Origin of the sequence: Qipengyuania gaetbuli, from assembly GCF_020524765.1 — a bacterium.
GTDB lineage: Bacteria > Pseudomonadota > Alphaproteobacteria > Sphingomonadales > Sphingomonadaceae > Qipengyuania > Qipengyuania gaetbuli_A.
In genome coordinates, this window is record NZ_JAIVLR010000002.1 from 886,801 (window position 1) to 900,462 (window position 13,662).

Genomic DNA, 13,662 nt, shown 5'->3' on the forward strand with positions numbered 1-13,662 from the left:
ATGATCCAGACTTTCGCCTTTTACATGTTCGCGATCATTGTGATTGCTTCCGCCGTGATGGTCATCACGGCGCGCAATCCGGTGCATTCGGTCCTGTGGCTCATCCTGGCATTCTTCAATGCCGCCGGCCTGATGGTTCTCGTCGGTGCGGAATTCATCGCGATGCTGCTGGTCATCGTCTACGTCGGTGCAGTCGCCGTGCTGTTCCTGTTCGTCGTCATGATGCTCGACATCGACGTCGCGGCGATGCGCGCAGGGTTCATCAAGAACTTCCCGCTCGGCATCGTGGTGGCGCTGGTGCTGCTCGCAGAACTCGTGCTCGGCATCGGTGCTTACAATGTCGGTGCGATCGAGCTTGGCACGCCTGCCGCCGCAGATGCACCGGCGATGGCAGAAAGCAACACTGCGGCCATCGGGGCGCTGCTTTACACACGCTACATCTTCCTTTTCGAGGCGGCAGGCATCGTGCTGCTGGTCGCCATGATCGGCGCGATCGTGCTGACGCACCGCCCGTCCAAGTCGAAGCGCGGCCAGCAGGATATCGGCAAGCAGGTCCGCCGCCGTCCCGACGAAGCGACCGTCATGAAACAACCCGAAGTGGGCAAGGGGATCGAACTGTGATCGCCATCGAACACTATGTCATCGTCAGCGCGATCCTGTTCGTGCTCGGCGTGCTCGGCATCTTCCTCAACCGGAAGAACATCATCGTCATCCTGATGGCGATCGAACTTATCCTCCTTGCGGTGAACATCAACCTCGTCGCCTTCAGCGCCTTCCTCGGCGATCTGGTCGGACAGGTCTTCGCGATGTTCGTCCTGACCGTTGCCGCTGCCGAAGCGGCCATCGGCCTCGCCATTCTCATGATCTACTTCCGTGCACGCGGCACCATTGCGGTCGACGATGCGAACCGGATGAAGGGATAAGCACCAGTGCAGACCTCCATTCTCGCCATCGTCTTCCTGCCGCTGCTCGCCTCGATCGTCGCGGGCCTTGTCAACAAGAGCGCGCCGAGCGTTTTCGCCAAGAGCGTCACGACCGGCGGCCTGTTCATTTCCTGCCTGCTCAGCTGGCCGATCTTCATCAGCTTCTGGACCGGCAACGCCGAGGCAACCGTGGTCCCGGTCCTGACCTGGGTCCAGTCCGGCGCGCTCAGCTTCGACTGGGCGCTGCGGGTCGATACGCTGACTGCAGTCATGCTGGTGGTCATCACGACCGTCTCTGCGCTCGTTCACCTCTATAGCTGGGGCTATATGGAGGAAGACCCGGACCAGCCGCGGTTCTTCGCCTACCTGTCGCTCTTCACCTTCGCCATGCTGATGCTGGTGACCGCCGACAACCTCGTTCAGATGTTCTTCGGTTGGGAAGGGGTGGGCCTTGCCAGCTACCTGCTGATCGGCTTCTGGTTCAAGAAGCCCAGCGCCAATGCTGCCGCGATCAAGGCATTCGTGGTCAACCGTGTCGGCGACCTTGGTTTCATGCTCGGCATCTTCGGCACATTTTGGGTGTTCGGCACCGTCTCGATCCCCGAGATCCTCGAGGCCGCTCCCGGCATGAGCGGGGCGACCATCGGTTTCCTCGGCATGCGCGTTCACACGATGGACGTGCTATGTATCCTCCTGTTCATCGGCGCGATGGGCAAGTCGGCGCAGCTCGGCCTGCACACCTGGCTTCCGGACGCGATGGAAGGCCCGACCCCGGTGTCGGCGCTTATCCATGCCGCGACCATGGTGACTGCGGGCGTGTTCATGGTCTGCCGCCTCTCGCCCATGTTCGAGACTGCGCCCATCGCGCTTGCCATGGTCACCTTCGTCGGCGCTGCCACCTGTATCTTTGCCGCGACCGTCGGCACGACCCAGTGGGACATCAAGCGCGTCATCGCCTATTCGACCTGTTCGCAGCTCGGCTACATGTTCTTTGCTGCCGGCGTCGGTGCCTATGGCGCGGCCATGTTCCACCTGTTCACGCACGCCTTTTTCAAGGCGCTGCTGTTCCTTGGTGCAGGTTCGGTCATCCACGCGATGCACCACGAACAGGACATGCGCTATTACGGCGGCTTGCGTAAGCACATCCCGCTGACCTTCTGGGCGATGATGATGGGCACGCTGGCCATTACGGGCCTCGGTATCTACCACCTTGGCGTCGGTTTCGCCGGCTTCTGGTCGAAGGACGCGATCATCGAAGTCGCCTTCGCGCGCGGCACCGAACTCGGTAACTTCGCGTTCTGGATGGGTGTGTTCGCCGCGCTGCTCACCAGCTTCTACAGCTGGCGCCTGATGTTCCTCACCTTCTGGGGCAAGCCGCGCTGGATCGAGAGCGAGCATATCCAGCACACCGTCCACAAGACACCGGAACAGGCGGGCGAGGACACCACCGGTGGCTATCACCCGCATGAAAGCCCGCTGTCGATGCTGGTGCCGCTCGGCATCCTGTCGATCGGCGCGATTGCGGCCGGCCAGGTCTTTGCGCCTGCTTTCCTCGACAGCGCGGAATTCTGGGGCGGCTCGATCTTCTACAACGAAGCCCTGATCCACGCGATGCATGCAGTGCCCTACGCGGTGAAGTACGCAGCGTTGATAGTCATGCTGATCGGCCTTACCGTGGCATGGTTCGCCTACATCAAGGACACCTCGATCCCCGGCAAGGCTGCCGAGCAGCTCGGCCCGATCTACCGGTTCCTCTACAACAAGTGGTACTTCGACGAGCTCTACCACTATCTTTTCGTCGTCCCCGCCTTCTGGCTGGGCCGCCAGTTCTGGAAACTCGGCGACATCGGCACGATCGACCGTTTCGGCCCCAATGGCGTGGCCTGGGTAGTCGAGAAGGGCGCTGTCGGAGCGAAGAAGTTCCAGACCGGATATCTCTATAGCTATGCGCTGGTGATGCTCCTCGGGCTTGTCGCCGCCGTCACCTGGGTGCTGTTCTGATGGAGTTCCCCATCCTCTCGCTCATGCTCGCCGTGCCGCTGGTCGGTGCGATCGCCTGCCTGTTCCTGAATGCCGGCAGCGCCCGGATGGTCGCGCTGTTCGCGACGCTGTTCAATCTGGCGCTCGGCATCCTGCTCTGGATCAACTACGATATCGGCGGGGCACAGTGGCAGTTCACCGAACGCGCAGAGCTGTTTGCGGTGTTCAGCTATGCGCTGGGCATCGACGGTATTGCCCTGATGCTGATCATGCTCAGCGTGTTCCTGATGCCGATCTGTATCCTCGCCAGCTGGGATTCGATCACCAAGCGCGTCGGCGAATACATGGCCGCCTTCCTGCTGATGGAAGTGCTGATGATCGGCGTCTTCGCCGCGCAGGACCTGTTCCTGTTCTACATTTTCTTCGAAGCCGGCCTCATTCCGATGTACCTGATCATCGGCGTCTGGGGCGGCGATAACCGCATCTACGCCTCGTATAAGTTCTTCCTCTACACGCTGCTTGGCTCGGTCCTGATGCTGATCGCGATGTTCTGGATGGTGAACGAGGCTGGCACGACCGACATCCCGACGCTGATGCAGTACGACTTCCCGGTCGGCGCGCAGTTCTGGCTGTGGCTTGCATTCTTCGCCAGCTTCGCCGTGAAGATGCCGATGTGGCCCGTGCATACCTGGCTACCCGACGCGCACGTTCAGGCACCTACCGCGGGTTCGGTGATCCTTGCCGGCGTCCTGCTGAAGCTGGGCGGTTACGGCTTCATCCGCTTCAGCCTGCCCATGTTCCCCGACGCGAGCGCGGATCTAGCCTGGCTGGTCTTCGCCCTGTCGATGGTCGCGGTGATCTACACATCGCTCGTCGCGCTGGTGCAGTCCGACATGAAGAAGCTCATCGCCTATTCCTCGGTCGCCCACATGGCGATCGTGACAGTCGGCCTGTTCGCCTTCAACGTGCAAGGTATCGAAGGCGCCATGATGGTCATGCTCGGCCACGGCCTCGTCTCGGGGGCATTGTTCCTGTGCGTCGGCGTGATCTACGACCGCCTGCACACCCGGGAAATCGCGCGGTACGGCGGCCTGTCGATCAACATGCCGAAGTATGCGCTGTTCTTTCTCCTGTTCACCATGGCCTCCATCGGCCTGCCGGGTACCAGCAACTTCGTCGGCGAGTTCCTCGCGCTTGCCGGCATCTACAAGGTCTCGACCTTCGTGACGCTGGTTTGCACTACCGGTATCATCCTGGGCGCTGCCTACATGCTCTATCTCTACCGCCGCGTTGCATTCGGCGAACAGGTCAATGCCGACGCCGCCCGCATGCCCGACCTCAACGCACGCGAATGGGCCATGCTTGCCCCGATCGCCGCAGCCGTGCTGTGGATGGGTGTCTACCCGGAAAGCTTCCTTGCCCCCATGCGGCAGGACATCGCAGCCCTTGAGGCGCGGCTCGCCAGTGTCACTCCGCAATATGACAGCGCACTGAAAGTTGGCACTCCGAAGGAGCATAACGCGAACTTCATTGCCGGCGAGCACGGATTCGAGGGAGAGCACTGATGTCCTACGCTACTTCCCTCTATCTCACCGGCGCCGAAATCGGCCTTTCCGTTGCGGGCCTGATCCTGCTCCTGGTCACTGCATGGACCAGCCGTGACGCTGCCCGCGGCATCACAATCGCAGCCGTGGCGGCTCTGGTCGGCGCGCTGGTATTCTCAGTGTCGCTGTTCGACGGCGGTGTGGGCGCAACGGCCTTCGATGGCCTGTTCCGCGTCGATGCTTTTTCGCTCTTTGCCAAGGTGCTGATCTTCATCGCCACCATCGCGTGCCTGATGGTCGCACCGCATTATTTCGGCGAACGCGGCGACTACCGCGGCGAGTATCCGGTCCTGCTGCTGTTCAACGCAGTCGGCATGAGCATGATGGTGTCGGCAACCGACCTCCTGACACTGTATGTCGGTCTCGAGATGTCCAGCCTTTCGTCATACGTGCTCGCAAGCTTTGCGCGCCGCGACGACCGGTCGAGCGAAGCGGGTCTCAAGTACTTCATCCTCGGCGGACTTGCCTCGGGCATCATCCTCTACGGCATCAGCCTCGTCTACGGATTTACCGGAGCAACCGGCTACGAAGCGATCCGCATCGCGTTCGATGGCAATTTCTCGACCGGCGCGTTGTTCGGCGTGGTGTTCGTGCTTGCCGGTTTCGCCTTCAAGATCGCCGCTGTCCCGTTCCACATGTGGACGCCCGACGTGTACGAAGGCGCGCCGACCCCGGTTACCGCCTTCTTTGCAAGCGCCCCCAAGGTTGCTGCCGTCTCGATGCTCGTGCGCATGGCGATCGTGCCGTTCGGCGGCGAGGTTGCAGCGTGGCAGCAGATCGTCATTTTCGCGGCTCTCGCATCGATCGTGGTCGGCGCCCTCGGCGCCATCGGCCAGCAGAACCTGAAGCGATTGCTGGCCTATTCGTCGATCAACAACGTCGGCTTCATCCTGATCGGCCTTGCCGCAGCGACGCCGGAAGGCGTGGCGGGCGTCATGGTCTACCTCGCCATCTACGTCTTCATGACGATCGGCAGCTTCGTGGCGCTGCTCATGCTGCGCGACGAACAAGGCAATGCCCTGTCGACCTTCGACGACATCTCGGGCCTATCGACCACCAGCCCGGCGCTCGCGTGGTGCCTGCTGGCACTGATGTTCAGCCTTGCGGGTATTCCCCCGCTGTTCGGCTTCTGGGGCAAGTTCGTGGTCTTCCAGGCTGCGGTACAGGCCGACATGATCCAGCTTGCGGCAATCGGTATCGCGGCCAGCGTTATCGGCGCCTTCTATTACATCAAGTTCATCAAGGTTATGTTCTTCGACGAACCGAAGGGTGCTGCTCCCGCCAAGGCCCCCACCTCCCACTGGGTGGTGCTTGGCCTGAGTGTGCTGGTGATTTCGCCGCTGGGTTATTTCCTGACGCCCTGGCTGGGTGACATCGCTGCCGCAGCAGCGCAGGCACTGTTCCAGTTCGCTTGATCGAGCTTCTGGCCGAAACCGGCTCTACCAATGCCGATCTGATTTCGCGCCTCCGCGATGGCGATCGCGTGGGGGAAGGAAATTGGCTCGTAGCTGACCGGCAAATTTCCGGTCGTGGCAGGCAGGGGCGAAGCTGGTTCGACGGCAGCGGCAACTTCATGGGCTCGACCGTGGTCCGATGCCTTGCGCAGGATCCTCCTGCGGCAAGCCTGGCGTTTTGCGTCGCGCTGGCGGTTTACGAGGCCGTCCTGCCATATTTGCCGACCCCTGCAGACCTTGCGCTGAAATGGCCGAACGACCTGATGCTGGGCGGGGCCAAGCTGTCGGGCATACTGCTCGAACGCGAGGGCGATGCGGTGGTCGTCGGAGTAGGGGTCAATCTTGCCGCTGCGCCCGACCTGCCCGATCGCCGGACGACATCGATCTCGATGGTCGCACCCGCTCCTAACCGGGACCATTTCGCGAAGATGCTCGCGGACCGGTTCGCGGTGGAGCTCGACCGCTGGCGCACTTTCGGCCTTGGGCCACTCACGCGCCGCTGGATGGCAGCGGCCCATCCGGTCGGGACGCCCCTTAAGGTCCATCCTCCCGGCGAGGAGGCGATCGAAGGAGCTTTCGCAGGATTGACCGAAGACGGCGCGTTGATGCTGCGCTTGCCCGAAGGGCGAATTCGCACCATTCATGCAGGTGACGTAATGCTCGCGAGAGAGGAGGGTTAGACCATGCTGCTGGCAGCCGATGTCGGAAATTCCAATGTGGTGTTCGCCCTGTTCGATGGCCGCGCGATCAAGGCGCGTTGGCGCATTGCGACCGATCCCCGGCGCACCGGCGACGAATATGCCGTGTGGCTCCTGCGCCTGCTCGAGCTCGAAGGCTACAAGCGCGAGGATATCACGCGCATCATTATCGGCTCGGTTGTACCGCGTTCGATCCACAACCTCACGGTCCTGGCGCAGAAATACTTCGGGCTCGAACCGCTCATTGCAGGTCAGGACGAGGCGCAGTGGGGCATCACGATCGATGTGGACGAGCCGCGCAGTCTGGGTGCGGACCGCGCGCTGAACACCATTGCCGCACACGAGAAATACGAAGGCGATCTCATCGTCATCGATTTCGGAACTGCGACCACGATCGACGCGGTCGATTTCACTGGTGCCTACAAGGGCGGGATCATTGCGCCCGGTATCAACCTGTCGCTCGACGCGCTGGTCGGCAACACGGCCAAGCTTCCGCGTATCGCCATCCGCAAGCCGGACAATGACAGCGTGATTGGCCGCAACACCGAAGACCAGATGCTGATCGGCGTATTCTGGGGGTACGTGGCGCTGATCGAAGGGCTGGTCTCACGCATGAAAAGCGAGATCGGCCGTCCGGCCAAAGTTGTCGCCACGGGCGGTCTCGCACTCCTGTTCGACGAAATTACCGACCTGTTCGATGCGGTCGACAGCGATCTCACACTGACCGGTCTGGCCATCCTGGCCGAAAGGGCTTCCGCTTGAAGAAAGATTTCACCCCCGAAGACGAACTGCTGTTCCTGGCCCTAGGCGGGTCGGGCGAAATTGGCATGAACGTCAACCTGTACGGCTGTCAGGGCCGCTGGTTGATGGTCGATCTCGGCATGACGTTCTCTGGAGGCGAGTATCCCGGCGTAGACCTGGTATTCGCAGACCTCGAATTCATCGAGGAACGTGTCGACCAGCTCGATGCCATCGTGCTGACCCATGCGCATGAGGATCACATCGGCGCGGTCCCGTACTTCGCCGCTGATCTCGGGGTGCCGATCTATGCCACTCCGTTCACGATGGAACTGGTCCGGCGCAAGCTGGAAGAGGCAGGCGTGCTGGGCGAAGTGGAACTGCACACCATTCCCGACGACCACGGGAGTTTCGGAGTCGGCCCGTTCGAGGTGACCTATATCCCGCTCGCGCACTCGATCGCTGAAGGCAATGCCCTGCTGATCGATACCCCGCATGGCCGCATTTTCCATACAGGTGACTGGAAGCTCGACGAAGATCCCATCATCGGCGAGCCCGCGACAGACGAGGAACTGACCCAGATGGGCGACGACGGTATCCTCGCGCTCGTCTGCGACAGCACCAACGTTTTCAATCCCGCACCGAGCGGTTCGGAAGGTGCGGTCTACAAGGGCCTTCTCGAAGAGGTTCAGCGTCACCCCGGGAAGCGCGTGCTGGTCACGACCTTCGCCAGCAATGTCGCCCGTCTCCAAACGCTGGGCGAGGTGGCTCGCGAAACCGGACGGCAGCTATGCGTCGCAGGTCGTTCGCTCGACCGGATTATCGAGGTGGCACAGGAAAACGGATATCTCACCGATTTCCCCGAGCCTGTCGATTTCGACACTGCGATGAGCTTGCCGCGTGGGGAACTGCTGATCCTCGCAACGGGCGGGCAGGGCGAGCCGCGGGCGGCATTGTCCCGGATTTCTGAAGACAATCACCCCCTTCAGCTTGTGTCTGGCGACGTAGTGCTGTTCTCCAGTCGCCAGATCCCGGGCAACGAGTTGTCCATCGGCGCTGTCCAGAACCGGCTTGCGTTGAAGGGCGTGACGATGGTTACCGACCGCCAGAGCATGATCCACGTGTCCGGCCATCCGGGGCGCCCCGAGCTCGAGGCGCTCTACGGTTGGCTTCGACCAGAAGTGCTGGTGCCCGTTCATGGCGAGATGCGGCACATGCAGGAACAGGCAAGGCTCGGGCGTGCAAACGGCATACCTGCAGCGGTCTTCCAGCAGAACGGCGACATTGTGCGCCTGGCACCTGGTGCGCCGGGCGTGATCGCGCAGGTCAGGTCGGGGCGGCTCGTGCTCGATGGCGACATCATCGCACCTGCAGATGGCGAAGCGATGGTCATGCGCCGGCGCATCATGCACGAAGGCGTGATGATCGTGGCGCTGGACCGCAACCTGTCGGTCCAGATCGACAGCGTCGGGCTTCCGCTGGACGAGGATTACGGCGATTTCGTTGACGAGGCGAAGGAGGACGTGCGCGGTGCCCTTGCCAAGCTGAAGGGAAGGGACCGTTCAGACCGCGAGGCTGTGCACGAGGCTGCGCGCCTTGCTGCACGGCGCGCGGCACAGCGCTGGTCCGGCAAGCGGCCGCAGGTGCGCGTGCTCCTTCCGGAAGAGGGTGAGTGACGACAATGGAATTGCCGATGCAGTGGACTTCGATCGTCGCGATCTATGTCCTGTTCTGGGTGGTAAGCGCCTTCGTCCTGCTTCCCTTCGGGGTTCGCACCGCCGATGAAACCGGTGCGGAGACGATACCCGGGCAGGCGGAAAGCGCCCCGGTCAATTTCCGTCCCGGACGGATCGCCATGCGCGCAACGATTCTGTCGGCTCTGCTGACCACGCTTTACGTGCTGAACTACGCCTATGGCTGGATCGAGGCAGAAGACCTGATCTTCTGGGGGCCAACCGTCCAGTAGAGCCTACTGGCGGAGGCGCTCCAATGCCTGGGCCATCACCACGTAGAGCTTGCCCATGTCGCTCGACAGCAGGGTGACGCTCAGCGCATTGCCGTCTCGGGTGGACAGCAGGTTTCTCAGCATCGCCTCGAAGTCGTGGATGTACCGGTTCACGTGTTCGCGGAAATCCGTATCCTCGTCGTAGAGCTCAGCAATCTCGCGGGCTTGGCCATTGTCGATCAGCTTGACCGCGCGGCGCGTGAAGATGCCGCGATCGCCGCGCAGGTAGCTGGCCCAGGCGGTGTCGGTGACGTCCGTCGAAAGAGCCTTGGCGATATCGATGGAATTGGAGTTCAGGCTTTCGGTAATGAGAGCCACGCGGCGGGCGAAGTCGCCGTCCACGCTGTCGGTGATCTTGTCTCGCGCATGAGCGATGCGTGCTTCGAGATTGACGGTAAGCTCGTTGAGGCGCGCGAGTTGGTCCCGCAGTTCCTTGGCGGATGAACGCGCCGCTTCGGTGGAACGTTGGCGGGCCTCGTCGAGACGGGCGAGAGCCTCGTCAGTATGCTCCGCCAGCGCCTTGTCGATCGCTTCGCTGCTACGTTCGCCAACGGACTTGGCCAAGCGGGCAATCCGCTCGGCGTCTTCGGTTTCTACGGCTTCGAGAGCAGTGCGGGCCCTGTCCTCGAGTTCTGTGATCGATGCGCTGAGTTCGCTCTGCACGCGCTCGGCGAGCTGCGCGCTTTCGTCCCGCAATGCCGCGATGCCGGCACGCAAGCGCTCGACACTGTCGACTTGCGCTGCGGCAGTTTCGCCGAAGCCCGACTGGAAATTCTCGAAGCTGTCGATGGCTTCGCGCGTCCGGCGTTCGATCTCTTCCATGCCTTGCGTGAGCTGGTCCCCGGAAGCCCGGGCCTGATCGAGCAGCGAGCGGATGTCTGCAGTGCGCTGCTCGATATGTTCGAGCCGGTCTTCGGACGCCTTCATCGCCACGGGCAGGTCTTCGCGGCTGTGGCGCGCGCTGGCCTGGATCAGTTCGAGCAGGCGGACGCTGGCATCGGTCAGTCGGGCAACCGCAGTATCGGTTCCGTCCAGCGCTTCGCGGCTGCCGGAAAGCTTGTCCGAAAGCTTTGTCACGGCCTGGTCGAGATCCTCGCCGGCCTCGCGACCCTGCTCGCGCACGGTGTCGAAGGTGGAGCCGAGCGCGGCGACCTTCTCGGCCAGCGCCTCACTTTCTTCGGTCAGCCTTTCCAGCTGCGAACGGTGGGCTGCGCGACGCGCTTCGACGGCTTCGTCGATTGCCGCCAGCTTCAGTTCGAGATCGCGCGCAATGTCATCCTGTGCACCGCGCAGCGCAGCAAGTCGTTCGCTGGTGGCATTGTCGAGCGAAGTGCCATGCGCGTCGATCTTGGCATTGATGGTCTCGGCCCGCTCGTAGAGGACCTGTACGCGTTCTGTTGCGGCCTGGATGACGGCCGCATCCATGCGCTCGATTTCCGAGATCGCATCGGTGAGGCGTTGCCTCAGGCCTTCAACCTGTCCGGTCCATGCCTCGAGAGCGTGCTCCTCACCCTTGCGGATTGAGCCCGCAAGCTGGGCTGCCTCGACACGCAGCCCTGTGAACCGGTCGCGCATCGCGGCGAGAGCGAGCTCTTCTTCGGCACTAGCCGTTTGCTGTGCCTCTGCAAGTTCGCTGCGCAGCGCTTCAGAGCGTGCGCGGATTGCAGCCAGCGCCTCGATTTCGCGCGCGTCGAGTTCTGTGCGTGCTTCTTCGCTGGTTTCGCGCAGGGCTGCGAAGCGTTCCTCCCCGATGCGTTCGAGGTCGGACGCCTGGGCGGTAAAGGCTTCAAGAGCCTCGTCGACGCGGGTCTGGAGCGATTTCACTTGGCGTTCGCTCGCAGCGCCGAATTCGTTGAGACGCTCGAAGCCGGAAACCAGCTTGTCGAGTTGTTCCTGCGCACTTCGGCCAGCGCCGCCGATCTGGTTGGAGACGTCTTTCGCGGAATTGGCGATGACGGGCAGATTGTCGCGCAGGCGCGTCATGTTCTCGAGCGCGGTGGCGCTGACGGTGGCGATCTGGTCGACCTGGTGCCCGTTATCGAGCACGAGGCCCTGCAGCTTGTCCGCATGCTCGGACAGGCGCTCGCTCGCCGAGCGGCCGAGGAATTCGAGTTCGCGCGACTGGCTGCCAAGGAATTCGCGAGCAAGGCTGAGCTCGCGGTTCACGACAGCGAGCCTCGCCTCGAGGCGAGCGGATTCTTCTGCCAGCGAGCGGGAGACTTCGCCGAACTTGCGCGCCTCCACCGTCGAGTTGCGGCGCGACAGGACCCATAGCGAAACGATCAGGAGTACCGGCACAGTCCAGGCGGAAATCCAGCCGCTCCACTGCTGGATCGTGCCGCCGGCAAGAATTTCTGCGCGATGGGCGTAGCCGAAGAACGCCGTCCAAGCGGTTGTGGCAACCGCCGCGATGGCCGGCACAATCCAGCCACGGCGAGACATCGCTACGGGTTCGTCATCGTACCATTCCTCGAATTCGACCACTTCGTCCTGCAATTCGAGCGTTTCCGGCTCCGCATGCTGGACGTTTTCGGTTTCGCCTTCGACGACGGTGATGTGCGATCGCTTCCTCATGAGGGGAAGCTACCACGTTTGGGCCATCCTTAAAGCCTATTTAACCCTCGGGCCGCTATTAAGCCGAGCCATGGCCTATCATTCTGCCAGTTTCGACAGTGCCTTAGCGAGTGCTGCGGGCGAGGATCCCCAGCTCGCGGCGGAATTGCGCGCGGCTTTCAAGGACAGTCTCGAGCAACGGCTCGACCTGCTCAAGAGGGCGCGCTGTGATGCAAACTGGTACCAGGCAGCCGAGCGGCTCCGTGGTCTGGCTGCCAGCTTCAATTCAGGCGAGCTGATCGAACTGGCCGAAAACGCGCTGCAGGCTGCTCCGGGCGAGCCCACCGTGGTGCGCGATATCGAGACGTTTTCCCAAGAATTCGGGGAATAGGGGACCGGAGCCGAAGCTGCTCCTTTGCAGCGGGCACCATGCTGCCTAAGGTGGCGTCCCTGGCTTCTCGGAGTTGTCTGCCCCCGTGCGTATTGCCCTGCTGTCCATTCTCGATCGGGATCCCGCTCCCGGGAGAACGAGGCCGGCCTTCCTGCCTTTTGCAGGCGCGCGGGTGGTCGAAAGGCAGCTGGACCTGGCATTGTCGCTGGGTTGCGAGGCAGTCGCCTGCCTCGCCGACGGCATTGGGCGTGAGGTCATCGAACTGCAGCATAGAGCCGAAAAGGCGGGCGCGCGCTTCATTGCCGTGCGCGAGCCTGCCAAGCTGTCAGGACTGGTCACTGCGAGTGACGAATTGCTCGTCATCGCTTCGGGCGTCTTGCCAGAGCCCGCAGCGGTAGAACGCTTGCTGGCAAAGCCCGCAGTGGTCGCATTTCCGGCTGATGTGGCGGTACCGCTCGGCTTTGAACGGATCGATCCGGAGTTTGCCTGGACCGGCGTCGTTTTGACACGCGGTAGTCTGGTCGAGCGGCTGACCGAACTGCCGCCCGATATCGACGTGCCTTCCTCGCTCATGCGACTGGCTTTGCAGACCGGTACGCAGCTCGTTCCTGCCGAACGGCGGTTGCTCGACGATGGTGACTGGACGATCGACGCCACGCCGGAAGAATTGAAGGCCCGCGAAACACGGTGGATCGAGGCCCAGCGGGAGAAAATACCGTTTACCGCTCCTGGTATTGCCGTGGCCGAACGAGCGGGAACGCGCCTTGCCCGCGACATCGTCGGGCGGAAAAGCGAAGCTGCTCCGGCGATAGTTTCCGGCGTGTTTGCGGCATCTGCGGGAATTGCGGGCTGGCTGGAACTGCCGGTCCTCGGCTTCGGGTTCCTGGCCATTTCCGCCTTTTTCGCGAGGGTCGCTCTCGTCATAGAGCGGATCGCGAGCAGAGGCGATGCCGGCGCGAAACGGGGATCATTTGTGAGGCTCCTCCAGCATCTATCTGATCCAATTATAATTTTTCTGATGTATGTGGCATCGTCACAGGAATCGGATTGGGTGCGCCTGTTCGTACCCGCGATGCTTGTCGGGTTGCTGCGACTTGGCGAATGGCACGGGAACGAGAATTGGCGGCGGACCTACGCCGATCGGATCCTGCTCGGCACGATCCTGTGCGGGGCTGCATTCTTCGGGGTAGCGGCAGAGGTCGGCGCATTCATTGCCTTGCTGGTACTGGTTTCCCGTTTTCTTGCTCCCTTTCGCCAGCCCTAACTTCGAATTAACCACACGGCTGCTACGCGCGGGAGTATGACAATGGCGCAGG

12 protein-coding genes are annotated in these 13,662 nt (G+C 62.3%); 11 read left to right on the forward strand and 1 reads right to left on the reverse strand.

Going from position 1 to position 13,662, the window contains the following annotated elements:
• From LC083_RS12840 to LC083_RS12880, 9 genes are read left to right on the forward strand one after another with little or no spacing between them, the layout of a single operon-like run.
• Positions 1-621, forward strand: coding sequence for an NADH-quinone oxidoreductase subunit J (locus LC083_RS12840; RefSeq protein WP_224832567.1), 621 nt, complete (start codon positions 1-3; stop codon positions 619-621).
• Positions 618-923, forward strand: coding sequence for an NADH-quinone oxidoreductase subunit NuoK (gene nuoK, locus LC083_RS12845; protein ID WP_160607038.1), 306 nt, complete (start codon positions 618-620; stop codon positions 921-923). Before LC083_RS12840 ends, nuoK begins: the two co-directional genes overlap by 4 nt.
• 6 nt (positions 924-929) lie before the next feature.
• Positions 930-2,924 (forward strand): NADH-quinone oxidoreductase subunit L, encoded by a 1,995-nt coding sequence (nuoL, locus tag LC083_RS12850; RefSeq protein WP_226700715.1) that lies wholly within the window; start codon positions 930-932, stop codon positions 2,922-2,924.
• Positions 2,924-4,468, forward strand: a complete 1,545-nt coding sequence (locus LC083_RS12855; protein ID WP_226700716.1) for an NADH-quinone oxidoreductase subunit M — start codon at positions 2,924-2,926, stop codon at positions 4,466-4,468. Before nuoL ends, LC083_RS12855 begins: the two co-directional genes overlap by 1 nt.
• Complete coding sequence (gene nuoN / locus LC083_RS12860) at positions 4,468-5,922, forward strand: NADH-quinone oxidoreductase subunit NuoN (protein WP_226700717.1); 1,455 nt, start codon at positions 4,468-4,470, stop codon at positions 5,920-5,922. The genes LC083_RS12855 and nuoN overlap by 1 nt, the downstream gene beginning before the upstream one ends.
• Complete coding sequence (locus LC083_RS12865; protein WP_226700718.1) at positions 5,919-6,641, forward strand: biotin--[acetyl-CoA-carboxylase] ligase; 723 nt, start codon at positions 5,919-5,921, stop codon at positions 6,639-6,641. The genes nuoN and LC083_RS12865 overlap by 4 nt, the downstream gene beginning before the upstream one ends.
• 3 nt (positions 6,642-6,644) lie before the next feature.
• Positions 6,645-7,421, forward strand: coding sequence for a type III pantothenate kinase (locus LC083_RS12870; RefSeq protein ID WP_226700719.1), 777 nt, complete (start codon positions 6,645-6,647; stop codon positions 7,419-7,421).
• On the forward strand, positions 7,418-9,073 hold the full coding sequence (locus tag LC083_RS12875) for a ribonuclease J (protein WP_226700720.1): 1,656 nt from the start codon (positions 7,418-7,420) through the stop codon (positions 9,071-9,073). Before LC083_RS12870 ends, LC083_RS12875 begins: the two co-directional genes overlap by 4 nt.
• Positions 9,074-9,090: 17 nt before the next feature.
• Positions 9,091-9,363, forward strand: a complete 273-nt coding sequence (locus LC083_RS12880) for a DUF1467 family protein (RefSeq protein WP_226700721.1) — start codon at positions 9,091-9,093, stop codon at positions 9,361-9,363.
• Between the two features lie 3 nt (positions 9,364-9,366).
• Here the strand turns inward: LC083_RS12880 and LC083_RS12885 are convergent, their stop codons facing one another.
• The gene (locus LC083_RS12885) at positions 9,367-11,976 is read right to left on the reverse strand and encodes an ATPase (protein WP_226700722.1); all 2,610 of its coding nucleotides are present in this window, start codon (positions 11,974-11,976) and stop codon (positions 9,367-9,369) included.
• 70 nt (positions 11,977-12,046) lie between these two features.
• On the opposite strand from LC083_RS12885, the gene LC083_RS12890 reads away from it, so the two are divergent.
• A complete protein-coding gene (locus LC083_RS12890; RefSeq protein WP_160607046.1) occupies positions 12,047-12,346 on the forward strand; it encodes an Hpt domain-containing protein in 300 nt (99 codons plus the stop codon).
• 85 nt (positions 12,347-12,431) lie between these two features.
• Positions 12,432-13,610, forward strand: coding sequence for a hypothetical protein (locus tag LC083_RS12895; RefSeq protein WP_226700723.1), 1,179 nt, complete (start codon positions 12,432-12,434; stop codon positions 13,608-13,610).
• Positions 13,611-13,662: the final 52 nt, after the last annotated feature.